The sequence below is a fragment of the Sphingobium sp. genome (genome assembly GCF_048594625.1).
Lineage (GTDB): Bacteria > Pseudomonadota > Alphaproteobacteria > Sphingomonadales > Sphingomonadaceae > Sphingobium.
Map to the genome: position 1 here is coordinate 73481 of NZ_JBMDWL010000007.1, position 23591 is coordinate 97071.

Annotated in this window: 18 protein-coding genes and 1 pseudogene; 11 read left to right on the forward strand and 8 right to left on the reverse strand. The window is 63.7% G+C overall.

Going from position 1 to position 23591, the window contains the following annotated elements; genetic code table 11:
• Positions 1–114: 114 nt before the first annotated feature.
• Genes ACOJSJ_RS00840 through ACOJSJ_RS00865 form a run of 6 tightly spaced genes read right to left on the reverse strand, consistent with a single transcriptional unit; the run spans position 115 to position 7029 of the window.
• A complete protein-coding gene (locus ACOJSJ_RS00840; protein WP_420143088.1) occupies positions 115–1158 on the reverse strand; it encodes a UDP-glucuronic acid decarboxylase family protein in 1044 nt (347 codons plus the stop codon).
• Positions 1155–2123 (reverse strand): glycosyltransferase family 2 protein, encoded by a 969-nt coding sequence (locus tag ACOJSJ_RS00845; RefSeq protein ID WP_420143089.1) that lies wholly within the window; start codon positions 2121–2123, stop codon positions 1155–1157. Before ACOJSJ_RS00845 ends, ACOJSJ_RS00840 begins: the two co-directional genes overlap by 4 nt.
• On the reverse strand, positions 2120–3244 hold the full coding sequence (locus tag ACOJSJ_RS00850; protein ID WP_420143090.1) for a glycosyltransferase family 4 protein: 1125 nt from the start codon (positions 3242–3244) through the stop codon (positions 2120–2122). The genes ACOJSJ_RS00845 and ACOJSJ_RS00850 overlap by 4 nt, the downstream gene beginning before the upstream one ends.
• Complete coding sequence (locus tag ACOJSJ_RS00855; protein ID WP_420143091.1) at positions 3217–4611, reverse strand: lipopolysaccharide biosynthesis protein; 1395 nt, start codon at positions 4609–4611, stop codon at positions 3217–3219. Before ACOJSJ_RS00855 ends, ACOJSJ_RS00850 begins: the two co-directional genes overlap by 28 nt.
• Positions 4608–6113 carry an O-antigen ligase family protein gene (locus ACOJSJ_RS00860; RefSeq protein ID WP_420143092.1) on the reverse strand — a complete coding sequence of 502 codons (1506 nt, stop codon included), beginning with the start codon at positions 6111–6113 and terminating at the stop codon, positions 4608–4610. Before ACOJSJ_RS00860 ends, ACOJSJ_RS00855 begins: the two co-directional genes overlap by 4 nt.
• On the reverse strand, positions 6103–7029 hold the full coding sequence (locus ACOJSJ_RS00865) for a hypothetical protein (RefSeq protein WP_420143093.1): 927 nt from the start codon (positions 7027–7029) through the stop codon (positions 6103–6105). The genes ACOJSJ_RS00860 and ACOJSJ_RS00865 overlap by 11 nt, the downstream gene beginning before the upstream one ends.
• 259 nt (positions 7030–7288) lie before the next feature.
• Here ACOJSJ_RS00865 and ACOJSJ_RS00870 point away from each other — a divergent pair, with 259 nt between their 5' ends.
• Genes ACOJSJ_RS00870 through ACOJSJ_RS00915 form a run of 10 tightly spaced genes read left to right on the forward strand, consistent with a single transcriptional unit; the run spans position 7289 to position 18080 of the window.
• Complete coding sequence (locus ACOJSJ_RS00870; protein WP_420143094.1) at positions 7289–8722, forward strand: undecaprenyl-phosphate glucose phosphotransferase; 1434 nt, start codon at positions 7289–7291, stop codon at positions 8720–8722.
• The gene (locus ACOJSJ_RS00875) at positions 8722–9813 is read left to right on the forward strand and encodes a hypothetical protein (RefSeq protein ID WP_420143095.1); all 1092 of its coding nucleotides are present in this window, start codon (positions 8722–8724) and stop codon (positions 9811–9813) included. Before ACOJSJ_RS00870 ends, ACOJSJ_RS00875 begins: the two co-directional genes overlap by 1 nt.
• The gene (locus tag ACOJSJ_RS00880; protein WP_420143096.1) at positions 9810–10532 is read left to right on the forward strand and encodes a nucleotidyltransferase family protein; all 723 of its coding nucleotides are present in this window, start codon (positions 9810–9812) and stop codon (positions 10530–10532) included. Before ACOJSJ_RS00875 ends, ACOJSJ_RS00880 begins: the two co-directional genes overlap by 4 nt.
• Entirely contained in the window at positions 10529–11506 is a 978-nt protein-coding gene (locus tag ACOJSJ_RS00885; RefSeq protein WP_420143097.1) for an NAD-dependent epimerase/dehydratase family protein, read from the forward strand. Before ACOJSJ_RS00880 ends, ACOJSJ_RS00885 begins: the two co-directional genes overlap by 4 nt.
• Entirely contained in the window at positions 11460–12446 is a 987-nt protein-coding gene (locus tag ACOJSJ_RS00890) for a glycosyltransferase family 2 protein (protein ID WP_420143098.1), read from the forward strand. The genes ACOJSJ_RS00885 and ACOJSJ_RS00890 overlap by 47 nt, the downstream gene beginning before the upstream one ends.
• Positions 12443–13198: a polysaccharide biosynthesis/export family protein gene (locus tag ACOJSJ_RS00895; protein WP_420143099.1), complete on the forward strand. Its 756-nt coding sequence runs from the start codon at positions 12443–12445 to the stop codon at positions 13196–13198. The genes ACOJSJ_RS00890 and ACOJSJ_RS00895 overlap by 4 nt, the downstream gene beginning before the upstream one ends.
• An 8-nt stretch (positions 13199–13206) precedes the next feature.
• Positions 13207–14838 carry a GumC family protein gene (locus tag ACOJSJ_RS00900; protein ID WP_420143100.1) on the forward strand — a complete coding sequence of 544 codons (1632 nt, stop codon included), beginning with the start codon at positions 13207–13209 and terminating at the stop codon, positions 14836–14838.
• Entirely contained in the window at positions 14835–15650 is an 816-nt protein-coding gene (locus ACOJSJ_RS00905; RefSeq protein WP_420143101.1) for a class I SAM-dependent methyltransferase, read from the forward strand. Before ACOJSJ_RS00900 ends, ACOJSJ_RS00905 begins: the two co-directional genes overlap by 4 nt.
• Complete coding sequence (locus tag ACOJSJ_RS00910) at positions 15643–16830, forward strand: DUF1972 domain-containing protein (protein WP_420143102.1); 1188 nt, start codon at positions 15643–15645, stop codon at positions 16828–16830. Before ACOJSJ_RS00905 ends, ACOJSJ_RS00910 begins: the two co-directional genes overlap by 8 nt.
• Positions 16827–18080, forward strand: a complete 1254-nt coding sequence (locus tag ACOJSJ_RS00915; RefSeq protein ID WP_420143103.1) for a glycosyltransferase family 4 protein — start codon at positions 16827–16829, stop codon at positions 18078–18080. The genes ACOJSJ_RS00910 and ACOJSJ_RS00915 overlap by 4 nt, the downstream gene beginning before the upstream one ends.
• A 74-nt stretch (positions 18081–18154) precedes the next feature.
• Here the strand turns inward: ACOJSJ_RS00915 and ACOJSJ_RS00920 are convergent, their stop codons facing one another.
• Together ACOJSJ_RS00920 and ACOJSJ_RS00925 are read right to left on the reverse strand one after the other, a co-directional pair.
• The gene (locus ACOJSJ_RS00920; protein WP_420143104.1) at positions 18155–19765 is read right to left on the reverse strand and encodes a family 43 glycosylhydrolase; all 1611 of its coding nucleotides are present in this window, start codon (positions 19763–19765) and stop codon (positions 18155–18157) included.
• A 69-nt stretch (positions 19766–19834) separates the two neighbouring features.
• On the reverse strand, positions 19835–22750 hold the full coding sequence (locus ACOJSJ_RS00925; protein ID WP_420143105.1) for a TonB-dependent receptor: 2916 nt from the start codon (positions 22748–22750) through the stop codon (positions 19835–19837).
• Positions 22751–23298: 548 nt separating this feature from the next.
• On the opposite strand from ACOJSJ_RS00925, the pseudogene ACOJSJ_RS00930 reads away from it, so the two are divergent.
• A pseudogene (locus tag ACOJSJ_RS00930) lies at positions 23299–23591 on the forward strand (hypothetical protein); the annotation flags it as partial.

Genomic DNA, 23591 nt, shown 5'->3' on the forward strand with positions numbered 1-23591 from the left:
GTTGCGCCATATATTCTCTCCCCTATAACCTGCACATGGTAGCGTTATCATTACTCTGAGCGATAGAGGCTCTTTTGGCAAGCCATGAAGTAGGCGTGAAGACGTCTTTTAAAGTCAGGCCCCTAATTGATACGTCGGCCGTATCGGCGGCAACCATATGTCGCCGGGCACGGCCGGGGGCAGCGTCCCTGCCCCAGCACCACTCAGCAGCCCGTCGAAATAGGCGATGGTCTTCGTCAGTCCTTCGCGCAATCGCACGGTCGGTTCCCAGCCAAGGGTATCCCGCGCCCGACCGATGTCGGGACGGCGCTGACGCGGATCGTCTGCCGGCAAAGGCCGCATGATCAACGGTGATTGCGACCCGGTCAGCGCCACAATCATGTTTGCCAGTTCGATCATCGTGAACTCGTCGGGATTGCCGATGTTGATGGGGCCGGTCACCGCGTCTTCGCTGCCCATCAGCCGCATCAGTCCTTCGATCAGATCGTCGACATAGCAGAAGGATCGCGTCTGGAGGCCATCGCCATACAGGGTGATGGGCTGGCCCAGCAATGCCTGACAGATGAAGTTGGACACGACCCGCCCGTCCGCCGGGTCCATGCGCGGCCCATAGGTGTTGAAGATGCGCGCCACCTTGATCCGCACCCGCCCTTCGCGATGATAGTCGAAGAACAGGGTCTCCGCGCAGCGTTTGCCCTCATCGTAGCAGGCGCGCGGACCGATGGGGTTTACATGGCCCCAATATTCTTCGCGCTGCGGATGGATTTCGGGGTCGCCATAGACTTCGCTGGTCGATGCCTGCAGGATCTTCGCGCCGGTCCGCTTGGCCAGACCCAGCATGTTGATCGCGCCATGTACGCTGGTTTTCGTCGTCTGAACCGGATTGACGCTATATTGCACCGGCGAAGCGGGGCAGGCCAGATTATAGATTTCGTCCACCTCGACATAAAGGGGAAAGGTCACGTCGTGGCGCATATATTCGAAATTGGGCCGCCCCAGCAGTTGCACCAGATTGCTTTTCGATCCGGTGAACAGATTGTCGACGCATAGGACATCATGCCCCTGCGCCACCAATCGATCGCACAGATGCGATCCCAGAAATCCGGCGCCGCCGGTCACCAATATGCGTTTCACGCCCCGGTTCATCCTTACGGTCATGACTGTCGCTCCTTGCCCTGAAACTGAAAGATGCTGGCCGCCATCACGCCCAGATAACGGCGGCTGAACCGCGCCATGGCGCGATAGTCGCCGCCGGGCCGCAACAGGCCCATCAGGCTGAAGATCAGCCAGCGCATGGCGTAACCGGTGAAGAGAATGGCGTCATAGGCGATGCGCGCGACTGGCCCGCGCCCCTGCCGGAAGAAGAAACGCGGCCCCTTATAGACGCTGGCCAGCACATCCATGTCGGACTGCCGCGCGAAGCTGGCGCCATGATGATGGGTGATGGTCTGGTCGGCGGAATAAAGGACGCGCCAGCCTGCCTTCGCCACCCGGTGGCACAATTCCATATCCTCCCCGAACATGAAGAAGGCAGGGTGGAAGATGGTCGGGCCGACGGCAGCCCTGCGAAAGGTCAGCGAAGCGCCCGATACCCAGTCGATGGGGCGCATGCCGGGCGGATCGTCCGCCAGATAGACGGCGGATGGCGCCCAGCGGCGTGGCAGGACATGGTGGAGGAACAGGTAGTTCCAGGCCAGATTGCGCAATGTCGGGAAAGCGCCGCCCGATGCGCGCTGAAAACTGCCGTCGCTGTTGCGCAGCCGCGATCCGATGATGCCGATGCGGTCATCCGCCATGATCTGGGTCAGCATCGACGCGATCGCAGCAGGGTCCGGTACCGTGTCGGGATTGAGCAGCATGGCGAAGGACGCCTGCGTCATTGCATAACCCGCCTGGCATCCTTTGGCGAAGCCCAGATTAGTGCCGCTTTCGATCAGTCGCACCCATGGGAAATCGGCGCGGACCATCGCCGCGCTGTCGTCCGTCGACGCATTGTCCACGACGATGGTTTCGACCATGCCTGGTGCCAGGCCAGTGCTGGCCGCGACCGCCGTCAGGCAATCGGACAGAAGGTCGCGGACATTCCAGTTGACGATGATGATGGCGAGCGTCGGTTGGGTCATGACATCATGCTCCGGTACAGATCTGCATAGGCGGGACGCAGCGCCGCCCAGTCGAATGTCGTGCGTGCATGATCCCGCATCACGCGGCGCGCCCGTTCCGCCGGATCGCTGGCCATGCGCGCCAGCTGCGCTGTCAGCGCGCCGGGCGCGGTCATGTCGATCCAGCAATCCGGATTGGGCATCAGCCATCGAAAATGGGGTGCATCATGCAGGACGACCGGCAGGCCCGCCGCCGCCGCCTCCACGATGGCAAGGCCGAAGGCTTCGAACGTTGCGGCATGCGGCATGACGTCGGCCAGCGCGAACAGATCCGCCACCTCGTCCGACGCGACATGGGTGACGCGCACCCGATCGCCCAGCCGCGCGCGCGCATAGGACGGCAGGTCCGGGTCGCCATGGTCCAGGCTTCCGTCCAGCCATAACAGCGGATCGCCCTCTATCTGCGCGACCTCGTCGATCAGGTGATGGGTCCGTTTATGCCCGCGATTGAGCGCCGCGACCGACAGGAGGACGAAGCGATCGGGCGCTATGCCATGGCGCGCGCGCAGCGTGGCGCGATCCGCGCTGGCGATGAAGCGCCCCGACCGATAGCCGCAGGGAAGCAGCGCCATATGCGCCGGATCATGGCCATGGGCGACCGCATCGGCCAGCGTCGCCGCCGAAATCTGATGCAGCAGGTCGCATGGCGGATAATCGCGCGGCGGCATGGCGGTGCCTTCTGTATAAAGCAGGCGAAAGCGCAGCCCCAGCATGCGGCGCAGATGAAACAGCAGCCGCGCCAGCGGCGGGTCGATCACATGCACGATGTCATATCGTCCGCCGATCAGGTGCGGCAGCATCGCTATTGCAAAGGTCAGGCATTCGGCGTGCATCGGCGTCCGCCCCATCAGCCGGTGGATCGGCATCCATCCGATCGCCCGCCCGCCCCGCGACAGAAATGGCAGGATGATTTCATCCGACAGCCGTTCGCCGCCGCCCTTGAACAGCGTCATCGCAAATTCGCCGCGCATTTCGTCAAATAGGTCGCGGAACAGCCGCTCGAAGCCGCGCTGGACCAGACCCACGCCGGGGCAGGCGATGGCGATACGCGGCGTCATGCGATGCCCGCCTTCGTCAACCATGGCCGCTTCCCATGGAATAACAGGATGGCGGCCAGAATGATCGATGCGGCGATTGCCCCTCCGGCAAAGCTGCCTGCGACCGGGCTTTGCGCGATCAGGACGATGCTGGCTATCGCGCCGCCGACCATCAGAATGACCGGCCGCCAGTCGAGCATCAGGTCGGTCGACCTTTGCGCCACATGGCTGACCGCCACCGTTCCCAGCAGCAATTCGACCAGCAGGCACGCCCAGGCCGCGCCCATCACGCCCATGCCCGGCACCAGCAATATCAGCGCGGCGCATTGAACGGCCAGCGACGTCAGCGTCAGCATCATCGCCCTGCCCTGCCATCCGGCGATCATGATCAGCGGCGCCATGGCCATGGTGATGGCGCGGGCCAGCATGGTCCATGCCATCAGTTGCAACAACGGCGCACCCGTCACGAAATCCGGTCCCATCAACCCCATGACGAACTCTGCGCCGCCATGCAGGCCTGCAAATGCCGTCGCCGCCCATGCTGCGGACAGGTTCACAATGCCCTGCTGCGTTCGGGCGAAGGCATCGGGATCATGCCGCCAGTCGCGCGCCATCATGGGAAATGCGGCGCTCGCCATCGCCTGCACGGCGATCAGGACCGGCACGGTGAAACGCGCCGCCGCCGCGTAGAGCGCCACGGCGTGCATATCCATCAGGCTGGCAAGCAGGACAGGCGCCAGCGCATCATAAAGCAATACCATCAACCCTGCGCAGCCCAGCGGCACCGCCTGCCGCGCCAGATACAGTGGCGCATGCGGGCGCCGACTGCGCTTGCCGACCGGCCCGACCCAGCAGGCCATCAACATGGCCTGTGCCATGCGTCCGATGGCAAATGTGCCGATCATCACCCACAGCGGCGCCGATAGCAAGCATGCCAGCGCGAGTAGCGGCAGCATCAGCATGACCCCCGCCAGCTCCGCGCCGACATCCCGGTTCATGCGCAGCGCCAGTCGCAAAGCGGCGCGGGCGGGCTGCATCCATGCGGTGGCGATTATCGCAATGCCTGCCGTGCATCCCGCCCATATCATGTCCGGCGCCTGCCCGGTGGCCATCAACATCAGCGGCAACGCAAGCGCGACGACCGGTCCCTGGACCATCTTGATCCGGACCAACGCGGCGATCATGATCGTCCGTCGCCTCGGCCGTCGCGCCATGTCGCGCACGGCCATGTCGGTCTGTCCGAAATCGACCAGCCATTCGGCGATGCCGATCAGCGTCAGCATCAGGGCATAGGCGCCGAAATCCTGCACGCCCGCCAGCCGCGCGACGATCAGCGCCGCCGCCATGCGCAACGCCGACAGGGCGATCCGGCCGATGGCGACGCTGCCGCCATGATGCAGCAGGCGCGTCATGCGGGCTGTCCCACGTCATTGCGCTGACGCCAGCGACCGATCGCCACGATGATCGCCGCCATGATCCAGAACAGACGTGCGCCGGGCATCTGCCGCAGGAAAAAGCTGCCAAATCCGTCCAGCATATTGGCGCACAGTCCAGCGAGCGCCCCGGCGTTCATGGCGCTCAACATGGGATCGGCGCAACCGGCCGCATTGCGCCACGCCGTGCGCAGCAGACCCAGCAACAGCATCAGGAAACAGGCAAGGCCCAGCGTGCCCTGCTCCGCCCAGATCAGCAGGTAAATATCATGGACGACAGGCCAGTTCGCGCCGAAACTGCGGGTCAGCCCGTCCGTCCCGCCATGCATGGTGCGGCCGGGCAGGTGCAGGACGAAACTGTTGAGGCCCACCCCGGTCAAAGGATGATCGCGCACCATATCCCAGGCCAGTCCCATCCATTCCCAACGGAAATCGACCGCGCCCGGATCGCTTTGGGTGAAACGGCGCATGATGGAGGGGGCGACCGCAATGGCGGCGATCAGGGCGACACCCATCGCCACCACCACGCCTGCCATCGCCCTTTGCCGCGATCGGCGGTCGCGCAGCATCAAAATCATGACGATCGGGGCTGCCATCGCGAACGCCAGCCAGCCCGACCGCGACAAAGTGAGCAACAAGGCAGTCATCGCGATTGCCAGCACCATGGCAACCGGCATTTTCCAGCGCAGCGACCATCGTGTCATCAGCATGGCCAGCAGCATCGGCGCCAGCATGGCGATATAGCCCGCATAGATATTGGGATGGCCCAGCAGGCCGCCGATACGGAATGTCGCGCCGCCGTCCATATAGGTCGCGCGATTGGCATATTCGAGCGTGGTCATCGTCGCCTCGCCCAGAAGCTGCAGGCCAACGTCGCCCTTCCTGACATATTGGGCGATGCCGACCCCGGCCTGCACCAACAGCCCGCATATGAGCGACGCAAGCAGGTGCAGACATCGGCGCGTCCGTGCCAGTTCGTTGATCAGCAGCAGAAACAGCGCGAGCGATTTGGTCATCTGCACCGCCTCCATCATCGCAAGCTGACGATAGGGGCCGACGATCACATCGATCAGGCCCAGCAGGATCATCCCGACCCAGCACCAGACCATGGCTGGCATGCGTCCGCCAGCCGTGCCCGGCCGCCCGTCGCGCCACTGGAGCAGCGCCAGCGCCGACAGGAACAGGTCGACTGCTTCAATATTATAGGCGCCTGCGCCGCCCATATGCGGCATGGGGTGGAAATGCTTGGCGATCGCCAGCGGCGCCGTCAGCCCCACGCCCCAAAGGCAGGCAAGCCGCGGATTGCCGCTGGCCCATATGGCGCCCGTCATCCCCGCAACGCCGATGCCAGCCAGCATCATGCCGGGGAGGACCAGCGCCGCCGTCGCCACGCAGAATATCGCCACCCCGCCAGCAACGGCGAAGATCAGAAGCGAACGACCCGGTTCCGTGATCGCGCCATGCCCGGCGTCAGCTGTCATAGGAGCCACCCGTCGGCGCAGCCGTCAGCACCAGTTCTACTTCATCCATGCCGCTGGCGTGAAATGCATGGCGCGCGGCGCGCAGGGCGGCCATCGGCGAACGCCCCTCCTGTGCCAATATCCACAGCCTGTCCGCCAGTCTGGCGATCGTCATGTTGCGGCTGTCGGCCAGAATATCGCGCTGCTGAATGATGATGCGGTCGAAGCGATCGCCTAGAAAAGGCAAGATCGTTGCGATCCGTTCCGGGCGCGTCGCCGCCGGGTGCAGACCGGCACCCAGCAATATCATGTCGGGCCGCGCCAGCAGGTGCATGGCTTCCACCGCTGTCCATGGCTGGTCGGCCATGATGTCCGACAGTCCGGCTGTCCCCGCCGCGCCCAGCATCGCCCCGATGCCCTGATCGGTCAGTGTCGCGTCGATCAGCAGGATGCGACCGCCCCGTTCCTCCTGCACCATCGCCGCCAGCATCAGCATCGCGTCGTTGGCGGTCGCCATGTCGCAATGGCTGCTCAGGACGATGGTCCGCGCATCCCCGATGCGCCGTGCCAGATGGCGAAAGTCACGCGATGCCGGTGATGCTGACGCTTGTATGGTGCGGCTGGCCATCTGTCCGATGCGCCGCACATGGCCGGACAGGCGATTGCGTGGCGCTGCATGGTCCGGTTCCGGACTGACGTCGCCCATGGCCGGACGTTCGTTCACCCGTCGCCAGACGACCGCATGACCGCGCGGCACCCGCGTCCAGCGCGCGCCGGGCCGCCGAACCATGTCCAGCCCGCAATCGGCGCAACGCGAAAAGCCGATGCCGCCATTCCAGATAGCGGCCCGATCAGCCCGGTGATGGCCCAGCATGCACAGCATCGTCGCGATCGCCCCCTTTCCGACCGGCTGTCCGTCCAGATGCGGGCGGAACATCGAATCAAGTAATATTCATATGCATGATAATAAATAACGATAAATATACCGCAATATCTCCAAAATTACGTGTCGCAAAATGGCACAGTGAATATTTATACGGTTAATGATGCTTTTAATTAATTCGAATCTGCGATTTCAATTGGTAATGATTCGAGGATCGATGATCATTTAATACGTATTCTATGTATTTCATTGCTTATGAAATACGCGATTTGCGGGATTTTATCTGGTTTCATTATTGCGGGGCTAGTTCACGATGCTGAACCACCAGTGGGAAACGGATTTTCGGAAGAATGGCGCATTCCAGCAATTTGGGGCGCTGTTCGTGCGCCTGTGCCGTCTGATCGACACCATGTTGATCCTCCTGTGCCTGGCATTGTTCGGTGCCGGCCTGTCGCCCCGACCGATGATCATCGATGCCCTGCTGTGCGTGGCCGTGCTGGAACTGGTGGCGTCTTTCTTTCACCTCAGCCGGTCGTGGCGCATCGTGCGACTGCGCCATGAACTGGCCGATCTCGCGGCTTATTGGACCATCGGCTTTACAGGCATAGTGGCGCTGTTCGCTTTGCTGGGCGATCTGCCGCTGGCGCGCGCATCGCTATGGGCGCCCGCCGCCGCGCTTTGCTATGGCAGCGCGCTGGTCGCGGTCATGCTGTTTCGCGTTGCCGTGCGGATGGCGATGCGATTGTGGCGCAGCGCCGGTCATGACCAGCGCAATGCCGCCTTCATCGGCGCAACCGAAACGGCGCAGCGCCTTGGCGTCATATTCGCGCGTCAGCGCTGGATGGGCATCCGCTCGCTTGGCGTATTCGATGATCGCTGCCCGTCGGACGGCCGCACCGTGGAGCAGCCCGATCACCATTTCGGCGGCCCCGTGGATCGGCTTTACGAACTGGCGCGGTCGGGCGCGGTCAGCCGCATCTATGTGACATTACCGATGGCTGCGGAACAGCGGATCAAGACGATCCTCGACCGGTTCGGCGACACGACCGCATCGCTTTATTATTGCCCGCCGCTTTTCCGACTGGATCTGGTCGGCGCGCGCTGGGACGATGTCTATGGCCAGCCGGTCGTCAGCATCGTGGAATCCCCGTTCGAAGGGCATACTGCCTGGCTGAAGCGTGCGGAAGATGTTGCGCTGACGCTGATCGCGCTGCCACTGATCCTGCCGCTAGCGTTGCTGATCGCACTGGCGATCAGGGTCGATACGCGCGGTCCGGTCTTTTACCGGCAGACGCGCTATGGTCTGGACGGCAGGCCGTTTCGCATCTGGAAATTCCGGTCCATGTACGTCGCTGGCGATGACCATTTCGTCCAGGCGCGGCGCGGTGACAGCCGGGTGACGCGGGTCGGGGCGCTGTTGCGCCGGTCGTCGCTGGATGAACTGCCCCAATTCATCAATGTGGCGACCGGCACCATGTCGGTGATCGGGCCACGCCCACACCCGATCGCGCTGGACGACGCGTTTCGTCCGGTCATCCGGCGCTACGCCGTCCGACACAAGATCAAGCCCGGCATCACTGGACTGGCGCAGGTCAGCGGATGGCGCGGCGAAACCGACACGCAGGACAAGATGGAACAGCGCATCATGCATGACATCGACTATCTGCGCCGCTGGTCGCTGTGGCTGGACCTTCAGATATTGGCGCGCACGCTGGCGGTGCCGTTCGTGCAGAAGAATGCCTTCTGATGCGCGGTCTGGCTATCTTCCTTGCGCTGGGCGGTTGTATGCCGCCCGCGCCTGCGCCCGATCTGCCCAGCGTGATGCCGGGCTGGACCGTCAGCCGCGCCGCTCCAGTCATCATGGCGGGATCGCTGCGGCCACAGGCGCTGTGGAACGACCCCAGCCCCCTGCGCATGGATGATGGCTATGCGCTCTACATGACCAGCAGCACGGACGCGCCTTTCAAGCCCCCGGTCCTGCCATTCCGTGCGGTGTCGCGTGATGGAAAGCGCTGGGCATTGTCCCCCGCAAAGCCGTTGCTCACCGCGACGGATGGTCCCTATGCCAGCATCGAAACGCCCAGCGTGGCGCGCTTTGCCGGGCGTTACTGGATGGCCTTCACCGGCGTTTATGCAAAGCCCGGCCCGTCCCCCATGGCGATCGGCATGGCGGTGTCGCCGGACGGCATCGACTGGCGGATTGCGAACTGGACGCTGTTGCAGGCGACGGGCGGCGCCACCGACTGGAACGGCTATCTGGTCGGTGAGCCGGGGCTGGTGGTGCGCGGCGATGAACTGCTGCTCTATTTTTCCGCCGTCGGCGCACGGGTGCGGGGTGGCCCGCCGCTTCAGTCGATCGGCCTGATCCGATCGCGCGATGGCCAGCATTTCACCGCGCCGCAGCAGATATTGACGCAAGGCCCGCTCTATCCGCCGGAACAGGGCTATGCCGGTTATTCGTCCCCCGCCGCGCTGGCGGACGGCGGTGTCGTCGATCTCTTCTATTCGGTCGCCCATGTGCGCAAGGGGGCCGATCCCGAATGGCAACAGGTGGCGATCCACCATGCCCGATCCCGCGACAGCGTGCGCTTCATCGAAGATCCGGCGCCATTGCTGACCCGCGCCAGCGCATCATGGACGGATGGCGAAATCCTCGCGCCCGGTCCGCTGCGCGACGGCGGGCAGATCCGCCTTTGGTTTGGCGGCCATGTCGCCCGCGACCGGCTTGCCCCGCTCATCCGGCGCGACTTTTCCGGGCCGGAATTCGGCATCGGCATCGCCACCATTCCCATCGACCATTTCACCCAAACCACGATGAAGAAAGGAACCGACAGATGAAGGTCGTCATATTATGCGGCGGACAGGGCATCCGCGCCTTTCCCTTCACTACCTATCTGCCAAAACCAATGCTGCCATTGGGCGGCACCCCGGTTCTGGTCCATGTCATCAAGAATTTCATTCGACAGGGATTTCACGAATTCATTCTGGCCGCCGGATACCGGCAGGATGTTCTTCACGATTATTTCGAGGGCAAGGACATCGGCGCCAGCATCACGGTGGTCGATACCGGCGAGCATGCCGATACGGGCAGCCGGATAGGGCATTGCCGTCACCTCATCGACGGCCCGTTCATCGCCACCTATGGCGACGGCCTGTCCGATGTGCCGATGGCCGATGTCGTCGCCTTCCACCACCGCCACGACGCCCGGCTGACCATCACATCCGTCCCCATGTATTCGCAATATGGCGTGCTGTCGGTGGAAGGGAACGGCGCCATCGCCCGCTTCGCCGAAAAGCCGCTGATCGCCGATTATTGGGTCAATGCGGGCTTCATGGTGATGGACCCCGCCATTTTCGACGACTGGCATGGCGACAATCTGGAACGCGACATCATCCCGCCCCTGATCGCGCGGGGCGATGCCTTCACCTATCGCCATGACGGCTTCTTCAAATCCTTCGACAGCTATAAGGATGTGATCGAGGCGGACGAACTGCTGGCGGGCGGCACGCCACCGCCATGGATCGGCCGCCATCAGCCAGAGGAGCGCGCGGCATGAGCGGCTTCTGGAAAGGCAAAACCTGTCTCGTCACCGGCGCCACCGGATTTCTGGGCGGCAGCCTGGTCGCCGAACTGATCGCACAGGGCGCGGAGGTCGTCGCACTGGTCCGCGACATGGTGCCGCAATCGCGGTTTCAGGCCGAGGGGTTATCCAACCGGGCGAAGGTCGTGCGCGGTCCGCTGGAGGAATATGAGGTCATCGAACGCGCGCTCAACGAATATGCGGTCGATACCGTCTTTCATCTGGGCGCGCAGGCCATTGTCGGCGTGGCCAATCGCAATCCCATCTCCACCTTCGAAGCGAATATCAAGGGTACATGGGTGTTGCTGGAGGCGTGCCGCCGCGTGGGCACCGTCGAACGCATCGTCATCGCATCGTCCGACAAGGCCTATGGCGATCATACCACGCTGCCCTATCAGGAAGATTTCGCGCTTCAGGGGCGGCATCCCTATGATGTGTCGAAAAGCTGCGCCGATCTGATCGCGCTCAGCTACGCGCAGACCTATCGCCTGCCCATCGCGATCACGCGGTGCGGCAATCTGTTCGGGCCGGGCGACCTCAACAGCAATCGCATCGTGCCGGGCACCTGCCTTGCCGCCATCGATGGTACGCGGCCGGTCATCCGGTCCGATGGATCGCCCGTGCGCGACTATGTCTATGTCGAGGACATCGTGCAGGGCTATCTGCTGCTCGCCCAGCATATGGGCGACGACGGCGTGGTCGGTCGCGCCTTCAATTTCGGCACGGGGGAACCGGTCAGCGTGCTGGACCTGACCCGCCGAACGCTGGCCGCCGCCGGACGCACGGATCTGGAACCCGACATCCGCAACCATGCCCATGGCGAAATTCAGGCCCAATATCTGTCATCCAGCCTTGCCGCGCAAAAGCTGGGCTGGATGCCGGGCGCGGGCCTGGACGACCGGCTTGGCCAGACATTCCTCTGGTACAAGGCGCATCGCCATTTCTTCTGATCGCATCTTCGTGGGGCTGCCCACCTACAACCGCCCGCATTATGTGCGGCACGCGGTGGAAAGCCTGCGCGCCCAGAGCCTGCGCGATTTTCGCGTGGTGGTGAGTGACAATGCCTCCCCCGGCGATGTGGGCGAAACGGTGCGCGCCTATATCGACGGGCTGCGCGATCCCCGCTTCACCTTTGTACGGCAGACGGAAAATGGCGGCGAATATGGGCAAGGGCGCTATCTGTTCGCGGCGGCGGGGGATGCGGACTATTTCTGCATTCTCCATGACGATGATCTGCTGACGCCCCATTATCTGCAACGGGCGGTCGACGCGCTGGATGCCGCGCCGGACGCCGCCCTGTTCGTCGCCAATCCCTGGCTGTTCGACCATGACGGCGCGCCATCCGCCGAACGGACGCGCGACTATCTGCGCGATCATGGTAGGCGGGGGCGGCGCGCCGGTCCCTTCCCGATATTGGACCGGCATATGCAAAACGGCTTCACGCCCATTTCGGGCACGCTGTTCCGGATGCAGGCGCTGGGCCGGTCGGGCTTCGTCGATGCGGACTGCCATGGCAATTTCCCGTTCGAACTCAACATCTTCACGCGCCTTGGCGACATGGGCGCCACCGGATGGTTCGATCCTGAGCCGCTGCTGGGCTTTCGCTATCATGATGGTCAGCTGCGCAACACGCTGGACCTGATGCGCAATCCGCATGTGGTGGGGACGATGCTGCGCATATTGCAGCGCCGCCGTTATACCGGCGCGCCCGAACGTCGCCGCCGCATGATCGTTGCCCGCCTCTATCGCGCGCAGGCGGAAATGTCTCTGGCGCAGGGCGACCGGGATGCCGCCCGCCTCGCCGTGCAATGCGCCTGCGCGGCGAACCCGCTGTCGCCCCGCGCATGGCGGATGCGCGTGCGCCTGGCCCTCACCGGAGCATCGGCATGAACATTCCACCCCGCACCAGCCTGCTGACGGCGTTGCTGTTGCTGGTCCCGATCCTGCTGGGCGCCTGCTCGACCGGCATGACGGCGCCGCAGCGCATCGCGGCTGCGCCAGGCGTTATCCGGTCCACCGACCGTTATGAAAGCGCCTATCTGATCGGTCCCGGCGACCAGCTGGACATCATGGTCGATCGCATGCCCGAACTGTCGCGCAGCGCGACCGTGCGATCCGACGGCATGGTGACATTGCCCCGGTCCGGCGACATGCCGGTCGCGGGACTGACGCCCATGGCCGCGGCGCAGGTCGTGCGGCAGAAATTGCTGGCGCGCGTACGCGATCCTCAGGTCAGCATTGCGATCGCCAACCCCCGCGAACCGAAAATCTTTGTCGCGGGCGAAGTGAACCGGCCCGGCGCGGTCGCCCTGCGCGACGCGCCCACCGCCGCGCAGGCACTGATAATGGCCGGGGATGCGAACAAAAGCGCTGCGCTGTCCAACGTGGCGCTGATCCGGCTGGAGGATGACGGCCATATCGCCGCCCATATCCTGCATGGCGGCGGGCATGGACATGCGGGCATGTTGCTGACCCTGCAAAATGTGCCGCTGCGTCCTGGCGACCTGCTGGTGGTGCAGGAAAGCGGTGGCGCGCGCTTCGCCCGCTTCCTTCAGACCTATGTCAACGCGCCGCTGGGCGGCCTGACCCAGTTGATGGCCCCCTATGTCCAGCTTCGCCTGTTGCAGGAAATTGATCGATGACCGGCCCCATGACAGACATCGCTCCACATCGCCCGGACGCCGACAGTTTCGATCTTCGTCGCACGGCGCGCATCGTCGGCTTTGCCATTGCGGGTCATCGCCGCCTGATCCTCGCTATCACGGCGCTGACGCTGGCGCTGGTCGGCCTCTACATTCTCGTCTGGCCGCCGGTCTATTCGGCCAGCGTCACCCTGTCCGCGGTCGCCGATGACGACCGCCAGAGGGAGGGATTTTACGACGACTGGGCCGTGTTCCGCCGCAATGCACTGAAGGACGAAATGATCCTCGCCACCTCCGGCCCGGTGCTGAAACAAGTGATTGGCGACATGCGCCTGGGCTATGCCGATGTCTATCACCCGCCGCTGCGCTACCTCACATGGCTCTGGACGCAAAGCTGGCCCGGCCGGGCATGGCGATGGACGAAGGACAGCCTCTTCCCCCGCGCGCCATCCCCCTATGTGCCGACGCCGCAGGATGTGGAACGCGCCCGCACGCTGGACGATTTCCGCACCGGCGTGACCATGACCCAGATACCCGACAGCCATATCGCGCTGTTGACGGTGCGCGGCCCGTCCCACCGCGTGGCGGAGATCGCGGATCATGTGGCCGCCACCTATATCGCCCAGCGCCGCGCCCGTTTCGCCGCCGAAGCGCGACAGGCCCATGCCGCGTTGCAGGCGGAGGCGAACCGCGCCCATGCCGACCTGCGCCTGCTGGAAACGCGGATGGAGCGTTATTACACGCAAAACGACATGCTGCTGATGTTCGAAAAGGACAAGGTGGAGATCGGCCAGTTTTCGAGCCAGCAGGCGGAACTGGACGCAAAACGCACCGCCATTGCCGCCGCGCAGAGCGAACTTGCCACCGTTACCGGACAACTGGCGCGGGAACCGCAGGACATTCTGGCCGGTCGTCTCATTCAGGATAATCCCGTCGCCGCGCAGCTGAAGCAGGAACAGGCGAAGCTGGTCGCGGCCCGCGATGCGATGCTGGTGCGATACCGGCCGGATTCGCCCGACGTCCGCGACGTGGACGATCAGATTGCAGCGATCAGCCGGCAACTGGCCGCCACGCCACAGCGCGGGGTGCAGCAAAGCAGCATTGCCCGCAATGGCGGCCATGATGCGCTGCGCGCGCGCCGGGCGGCGCTGACGGCGCAGCTGGCGGCGGATCGGGCGGCGCTCGCCAGCCTGTCCGGAGAGGTCGCCGCCCGGCGCAGCGCCATCGATCGCATCCCGCAAAAGATGAAGGACAGCCATAATCTCAGCCGCGCGCATGATGTGCTGGAAAAAACCTACCTCGCCTTGCAGGACAAGCTGATGACGGCGGCCGTCACCGCCGCCACCGCTGAGTCCGCGCCCTCCGCCATCCAGCTGGTCGAAGGCGCGGCCCTGCCCGACAGGCCCGACGCGCCACAGACGAAATTGCTGCTGATCGCCGCCGTCGTCATGGGCCTTGTCGCGGGCGTGGTCGCCGCGGTGCTGATCGATCTGGTGCAGGATCGCGCCAACCGGTTCCGCCTGACGGAAGCGGACACGCCATTCCCCCTGATCGCCATCGTCGGGCAGGATGCGGCGCATGTCCGCCGCCTGTTCGCCATTCCCGTTCCACCTACCGTCAAGGAAGGCACAGACGCATGAAATATCATATTTTGAGCGCGACCCGGTCGCTTGGCCTGTTGCCCATGTTCGACCGCATGGCGTTCCTGCGCAAACGTGCGGGCGCCGCCCGCTGCAATCGCGCCTTTCGCGCGCGTCATCCCGATTTTCCTCTGCCGCCCGAAGATCTGGCCTTCGACGCCTATAACAAGGTCGACTGGGCGGATTATCACGATCTGGGCTTGACCCATGCCGCCCTGTTCGCGCGCCTGATCCGCGAACGGTTGCCCGACGCGCCGATGCTGCGCGTGCTGGAATGGGGGTGCGGGCCGGGCCGGCTGATCCGCCATATGCCGACCCTGCTGGCGGGGCGGGATGCCCATGTCACAGGCACCGACTATAATCCCGCGACCATCGACTGGTGTCGCCGCCACCTGCCGGGGATCGACTTTGCGCTCAATGGGCTGGCGCCGCCCCTGCCCTTTCCCGACAATAGTTTCGACGCGGTCTATAATTTCTCCGTCTTCACCCATTTGTCGCGCGACATGCATCGCGACTGGACGGCGGAACTGCATCGGGTGCTGCGCCCCGGCGGCCTGATGATCGCCACCACCCATGGCGACCATTATCGCTACCTCCTGACCCAGAAGCGGGAGGTGGAAGCCTATGATCGCGGCGACATCGTCACGCAAAGCGGGTTCGCGGAAGGCAAGAAATGGTATTTCGCCATCCATCCGCCCGTCTGGGTCCGCAACCATCTGCTTACCGCCTTCGACCGGGTGGAAATGGTCCGCCCCGGCGCGGACGCCCGCATGACGCAGGACATCTGGATCGGATACAAGCCCCATGACTGACCGCCCCGCCCCCTTGCGCGTCGCCATCATCGGCGATCGCGGCATCCCCGCCCGCTACAGCGGCTTTTCGACTTTGGTGGAGGAACTGGCGACGGGCCTTGTGCGCGATCATGGAATGGACGTCACCGTCTATTGCCGCAGCCATTATTATGATGAGCACCCGCCACGCTGGCAGGGCGTGCATTGCCGTTACCTCCCCGCACCCGGCGGCAAGAGCTTCGAAAGCATCGTGCACAGCAACCTGTCGATCCTCGACGCGGCCTTTCGCGGCTTCGATCTGGTCTTCGTCGTCGATCCGGGGAACGGCCCCTTCATCCTGCCGTTGCGGGCGCGAGGCGTGCCGGTGATCGTCCACACCGACGGCCTTGGCTGGCAAAGGCGCAAGTGGAATGCGGTGCAGCGCGCCTATTATAAATGGTCCGAACGGGCGAGCGCGCGCCTTGCCGACTGGCTGGTCACCGATTCCCGCGCCATGCAGGATTATTATGCCCGCGCATATGGCGCGTCATCGACCTACATCCCCTATTCGGGGGCGGTCGGGGATGTCCCGGACGATGCTGCTCTGGCGCATTATGGGGTGACGCCCGGCGACTATTATCTGGTCGTCGCCCGGATGGAGCCGGAAAATAATGTCGACCATATTATCCGCGAATATCGGGCGTCCGGGGTTACGAAGCCCTTGGTCGTGGTCGGATCGGTCCCCTATGACAGCGGCTACGCCCGCGCCGTCGCGGCCGAACATGACGGGCAGGTACGCTGCGTCGGCGGGGTGTTCGAATCCGCCGCGCTCAACGCCCTGTATCGCCATTGCGCCGCCTATCTGCATGGTCATGAAGTGGGCGGCACCAACCCCAGCCTGCTGCGCGCCATGCATTGGGGCGCGCCCTGCATACCGATCGACGTCGTCTTCCATCGCGAAAATGTCGGCCCGGCCAATCCCTATTTCAGCAAGACGCCGGGCGATCTGGCCGCGATACTGCGCGATCTGGATGGCGACCCGCATCGCCGCGACGCGCTGGGGCGCGCGGCACAGGCCCATGCCGCCGTAACCTTCCGCTGGGACGCGGTCGTCGCGGCCTATGCGGCCCTGTTCGAACAGATGGTCGATCTAAAGGCGCATGGACGCAAGCCGACCTCTGCCCTGATCGGCGAACCCTATCGCCCGGATCAATTGGCATGAAAATCCTGCATGTCTTCAACCGGCATCGCAGCGGCGGCGGCGCCGACAATGCATGGGATGCCACCATCGCCCTGTCGCGACGACGCGGATTGGACGTCGATATTTTCGAACGGGATAGCCGCCATCTTTCATCAGGCCTGACAGGAAAGATCAGCGCCTTTGCGCAGGGCATATATCCTCAAGGTGCGCTGCGTGCCTTCGCCCGACGACTGGCGCAGGACCGGCCCGACATCGTCCACAGCCACGAACTCTATCCGATGCTCACCCCATGGCTGTTCCGCATCTGCGCCGATGCGGGCATCCCTGTCGTCCATAGCTGCTATGATTTTCGCATGACCTGCCCCATCGCGACCCATCATGATGGTGCCGCGGTCTGCACCCGCTGCCCCGACCGTGGCGCGCATCAGGCGGTGCTGCGCAACTGTCGCGACAGCCTGCCCGAAAGCACGGCCTTCGCCCTGCGCCATACCGTCGCGGAATGGCGCGACCTCTATCGCCATGTCAGCCGCTTCATCGTCCTGACCGACTTCAGTCGCGACTGGCTGCATGTGCGTGCAGGCGTCCCGCTCGACCGGATCAGCGTCAATGAATGCGCGATCCCTGCCGCGTCCGATCCGGTCGATCCCGCAAGCGGGCGCTATATCGCCTTTGCCGGTCGCTTCGTGCCGGAAAAGGGGCTGGACGTCCTGATCAGGGCCGCGCGTCTGGCGCAGGTGCCGATCCATGTGGCCGGCCCGCCGGGCAGTGATCCCGCGCCGTTGCGGGCGCAGGGCATATCGGTCACGATTACGACCGGCCCGGGATCGCTTGCCACCGTCTATCGTGGCGCGCGGGCATTGGTGGTGCCCAGCCTCTGGTTCGAAACCTTCGCCATCGTCGCGGCCGAAGCTATGGCGCATGGCGTGCCGGTCATCGCATCGCGCATCGGTGCGCTGAACGATACGATCCGCGAAGGCCGCGCCGGCCTGCACTTCACCCCCGGGGACGCGGTCGATCTGGCACGACAGATGCGTCGGCTGTGGGACGACCCGATGTTGTGCCGCAGGCTGGGCGCAGCCGCCCATGACGATGTGCGCACCCGTTTCAACGCGGACGTGCATTTCGACCGGCTTGTCGCTGCCTATGACGCGGCGCTTACAGCGCCGGCATCACCATGGCGCGACAGTCGCCAAAGCCGATCGGGGCGCGGCATCGCATTTCGCCCTGTCGATGATGAAATAGAGGACGGCCATTCCTCTATAGTGCGATAGTCAAGGCAAAGGCGGAAAGGCCATCATCGCACCATCCACCCTTGTTACACCTCACCAAGACCCGGCGCCCGGCTCTACAGCGCCCGGAACCGAAAGTCCCTGAACCGCGCTTCACCCGGCCCGGCAGCGTAAAGACCGGGCCGCAGCATCAGGAAACCGCCACGCACATTATGATGGTATCCCGATACTTCCATCCCCCGGTCGAACCGGCTCCACGTCTTCCCGCCGTCCCCTGACAGGTGGAAGGACACGATATGGTGCCGGTTGCTGACCTTCATCGTCAGCCTGCGGCCAAAGCTGTTTTCCGGCCGCCCCCGCTCGATCCCATATTGATGGGTGACGAACCGCTTTTCATCGAAGCCAAGGCCGCAATATAGCTTGTCGTCATAGAAGAGGATCAGCCCCGCCGTCCCACCCGGCGCGATTTCGATGTCGCACTGAAATTCATAAGCCGGGTCGCCCGCGATCAGCAGCAGCGGCGATGAATCGACCGGCGCCTTGCCCCGCCCTTTCAGGACCAGCGCGCCTTTTTCTACCCTTGCCCGGCTCGCTTCATCGGGCGCAGGGCGGAAGAAATTCCATTTCGCCCCCAGCTTCAAATCGCGAAAATCGTCCGACAGCGCCATGCCATGGGGCAATGCCTGCCCGCCGCGCGGCTTGGCGATGGGTTGCGACAGGTCGCCCCCCTTCATGCGAAACCACCCGTCGACGCTCCATTCGACCGGGTCCAGCAATGTCTGCCGCCCCAGCGTCCACCGGCCGTTTTCATAGCCATGATAGACCGCCCACCAGCTCTTGTCCGGCGCTTCCACCAGGCTGGCATGCCCCCGCGACCACCAGCGTTCGGCCGCGCTCTCGGTATGGACCAGCGGATTGTCCGGATGCTGCTCCCATAGCCCATGAATGGATCTGGAGCGCGCGGCGATCACCATATGCCCGGTCGGCGGGCCTGCCGTGCCGCCCACGGCGGTCAGCATATAGAACCAGTCGCCACGACGATGGATTTTCGGCCCTTCCGGCGCGAACCCTTCGACGTCCCAGCTGTCGGGATAGCGCCAGGGATCATAGACATGCTCCACTTCCCCCACGGTCGACAGCCCGTCGTCGGACAGGCGGACCCGGTCGCCGCCCGACAGGAACAGCCAGCGGCTGCCATCTTCCCCCACCGCGTGGCAGGGGTCGATATGCCGGTGCAATTTCAGGTCGATGGGGTCGCTCCACGGCCCGTCGATGCTGTCGGCATGAATGACGAATATGCTGTTGGGTTCCGCCTTCACCGGGATGTAGAGGAAATAGCGGCCCTTATATTTCTCAAGGCTGACGGCCCACACCGACCCGATATTCTTCGTCAGCGCCGCCTTGCGTGGTTGCCAGTTGATGAGGTCGCGGCTGTGCCAGATGGTGATGCCGGGGTAACTGTCAAAACTGGAAAAGGTCATGTAATAATCCGCGCCATCCTTCAGGATAGCCGGATCGGGCCGATCGCCCGAAATCAGCGGGTTGAGGAAACGTGCGTCGCCAAGATCGGCAATGCGCTGATTGTCCGGCCCGCGTTTCCAGTCGGTCGCGGGAGTCCCCGATGCGGCCTCCACCGGCGTGGCCGCCGCGCGATCGGCGCGGGTTAGCGCCAACGCGCTGCCTGCCACCAATGCTCCCGTCATCGCGTCGCGTCGGCTGATCGTCATATCATCTCCCCGGAACAGCAAAAAAGTCCGGGCCGCCCGTGCAGAGGCGGCCCGGACCTGAGAGGGTCGTCACATCTTGAAGCGGGCACCAGCCAGGATGGTACGACCGAAATGGTTGTTTTCATAAGCACGGTTGGCGCCGACATCGACATAACGGTCGCGATATTCGTCGGTCAGGTTGATGCCTTCCAACGACACTTCCAGCCAGTCCGTCACCTTGTACCGCATCGATGCATCGACGTTGATCGTCGAATTATAGCCTTCGAACAGATTGCCTGTCGCGCTGCCCGCATCCACGAAACCGCTGCGATAGCTGACCGAGCCACGCGCCGAAAAACGCTCATCCTCATAATAGAGCGTGCCGTTGATCGCGCGCTTCGACAGGCCGAACAGGGTCGATGTATAATCCTGCGTCGCCGGGATGGCGATGCCGCCGGTGCCGGTAAAGCCGGTCGATGGCGGCGTCAGCTTATAATCGGCGTTCGATTTCACCAATGTCACGTTGATGATACCGCCAAAGCGCGACAATATGCCGGGCAGGAAGCTGAACGGCGACTGGAGCGATACTTCCATGCCCTTCAGGTTGGCGTTCCCGCCGTTGACGCTGGTGTTGATCGTCCACAGCTGCCCTTCCGGGTTCGATGCGGCCGGCGCGCTGGGCGCGATCAGCGACACCGGCAGGCCGGTCGATGCGTAAGTGCCCACCACCGTCCGGGTGACCGGGAAACCGCTGACATCCTTGGCGAACAGCGCGACGGAGAAGATCGCCGAACGCGCGAAATACCATTCGAACGCCAGATCGTAGGATGTCGCCCGGAACGGCTGCAATTGCGGATTGCCAAAGGTGATGCGATAGTTGAAGCCGTCCACCGACCCGCCGGGCGACAGATTGCCCAGGCTCGGCCGGGTGATGACATCGGCCACCGCGCCGCGAATGATGAAGTTGCTGGTCGGGAACAGCGCCAGATTGACCGCGGGCAGCCAGTCTTCATAGCTGCGCTTGATACCCACCAATATGCCGCTGTTATAACCGGTCGATCCCTGATCGGTCTTCACATAGCGCATGCCTGCATTGAGCGCATAATCCAGCCCGAATATGTCGCCCTTCGCATCGAATTGCAGGTAACCGCCATAGGTTTCCTCCCGCACGGTGCGCAGGCTGGTCAGGTCGGGCACGGCGTTGCGGTCATACAGCTTCGTATAGTCCGTCGTCGCGTCCAGATTGGGCACCAGCCACTGGTTGCTGTTGCCCGCCGGTTGCCCCGCCTTGCCCAGCGTGAACAGTTCGGCCAGCTGGCTCGTCACCGGGAAGCCATAGACGGCGCTGGCGCCAAAGACCGACGACGGCGAACAGGTGATGGTGCCCAGCACCACGTCGGGCGCCGCGGTCGATTTGGTCGGGCATACGACGGTGCTGCGGTTGAACGCGCCGGTGCTGAAGTCGTAGCGGCGATACATGGTGCCGACCTTGACCGTGAAGCCGTCGGTCACGTCCCATTCGGTGCGCAGCTGCGCGGTGCGGAACTTGTTCACCACATAATTGGGCGCGTCGCGAATTTCCGACAGCTGGAAATTGGCCGGGTTCGTCGGATCGGTGCCGAACGTTAGCAACGGACTACGCGAATTGGTATAGTCGTAGGAATATCCCGCCGCATCCTTGTCATCGAACATGATGGTGGATTCGACCGGCACGTCGGCATCCGACTTCGAAAAACCGCCCAGCAGGGTGAAGCGGAATTTGTCGGTCACATCCTGATCCCAGGTCGCGCCCAGCTGATAGAATTTGACGTCCTGTTCGCGATAGAAATGTTCGGTGCGGACCCAAGCGTCGTTGAAGGTCGCCTTGATCAGGTTGTTGTTGCTGTCGATCGTATAGTTGGAAACATCCATGGCGCGCTCGTTGGAGCGCATCAGCACTTCGCCCCACCGTTCTTCGCGGGTCGCCTTGTACCGCGAATAAAGGCCGTCGATCGAAATCTTGGTCGCGTCGGATGGCGCCCACTGAACGCTGCCGGTGATGCCCAGCCGCTCGCGATCATGATTGACCTGACCATAGCGCGGAATGCGCGGGTGGAAGGCCAGCGATACGGCGTCGCACGCTGCGCTGCGGCCCGGAATATAGGTGCCGCCGCTATTGGGCGATGCGACACGCGGTGCGGTCGCCGTTGCGCCGGGGCGGGTAAAGCACGCCTCGCCATTGACGGAATCGAACTGCGCCTGCGCCCAGCGGACGGTGTTGTTGCCGGTTTCCACCGTCTTGAGCCGTGAATAGGCGGCCGACAGCGCAACGCCGAACTGCCCGTCTTCGGACTTCCAGCTGACCAGCCCCGCGCCGCGCGGCCCGGTCGTCTTGGCAAGGTCGTTATAGCTGGCGCTGGCCGAACCCACGAAGGTGAAGCCAGCCTTCCCCGCCAGCGGATTGCCGGTGTTGAGGTCGACCACCGCGCCCAGCGACCCTTCGTCCAGCGAAGCCTCCGCCGTCTTGTGGACGACGATCGAGCTGAACAGTTCCGACGCGAACACGTTGAAATCGAAGGAGCGGTCACGGTTGGCGCCTGCGCCGTCGCTCGACGTCGCGATGGTTTCCATGCCGTTCACGCGCACGCGGGTAAATTGCGCGCCAAGGCCGCGCACGGTGATCGCGCGCCCTTCGCCGCCATCGCGCTGGATCGAAATGCCGGGAATGCGTTGCAGGGATTCCGCCAGATTCTGGTCAGGGAATTTCGCAATATCTTCCGCGACGATGGCGTCGACCGAACCGACCGCCTGCCGCTTCAGATTGATCGCCGCGTCCAGCGACTGGCGAAATCCGGTGACGACGATGTCGGCCACTTCACCATCGCCCTGCGCCTGCGGCGTCGCCGCTGCGCCATTTTGAGCGCTGTCCTGCGCCTGCGCGGCAAATGGCATCGCGACCAGCAGGGCGGCGATCGACGCCCCGTTCAGCCAGCGCCGATCCCCGCGAATGAAATCCGTCCCTTTCATCAGCTTTCCACTCCTTCCTGTTGTCGGGCGTGTCGGTTTCACCCACTTACGCCGCCCGGTTCGACAGGCGTTGCACGCCTGCCCGCATTCTGTCGGTTCTGGCCGATCGGTCCGCATTATTGGAAACCGGTGTCATTGATGCGCCGACCGATCACCACTGTCAACCGATTCCGGGCAATCGACTGGCAACATCACTACAAGCATTTGTAAATCATCGATAAACATAGATCATCTTCGCCATCTGGCAGCGCCTAACGACCATGACCACCGTTTCAGGACGTGCCAGCTTCTCGCCGGAATGGCATGCCTGACGCAACGAACCATCAATGACGGGAACCAACGGGCTTCGCTCCATGAGAAATGACATCAAGTGGCCAGCTCTGGTAATATTATTACCGCATATACAGTTGTGGCAGACTTATTTCGCACGATTCCTCCGCAATGCTCGCCGCATCAAGGCTGGCCATGACATTGGGACACCGGTGTCAAATATGCTTGCGGATCGGCTGCGCCAATGTCAGGATCGTGGCATAGAAGAGAGGACGCCCATGACATATCTGCCGACGCCGCCAATGCTGGCCCTCCTGGCCGCGATCGCCCTGCCATCCGCCGCCGTCGCTGCACCGCCCGCCAGGAAAGCCGCTATTCCAGCCACTTCCGCCGCTCCGCTTGCCTTTCCCGGTGCGGTCGGATGGGCCGCCACGACACCGGGCGGTCGCGGCGGTCGCATCATCCGCGTCACCACGCTCGCGGCAAGCGGCCCCGGCAGCTTCCGCGCCGCGCTGGAGGCGAAAGGCCCGCGCATCATCGTCTTCGAAGTCGGCGGCATCATCGACATGGG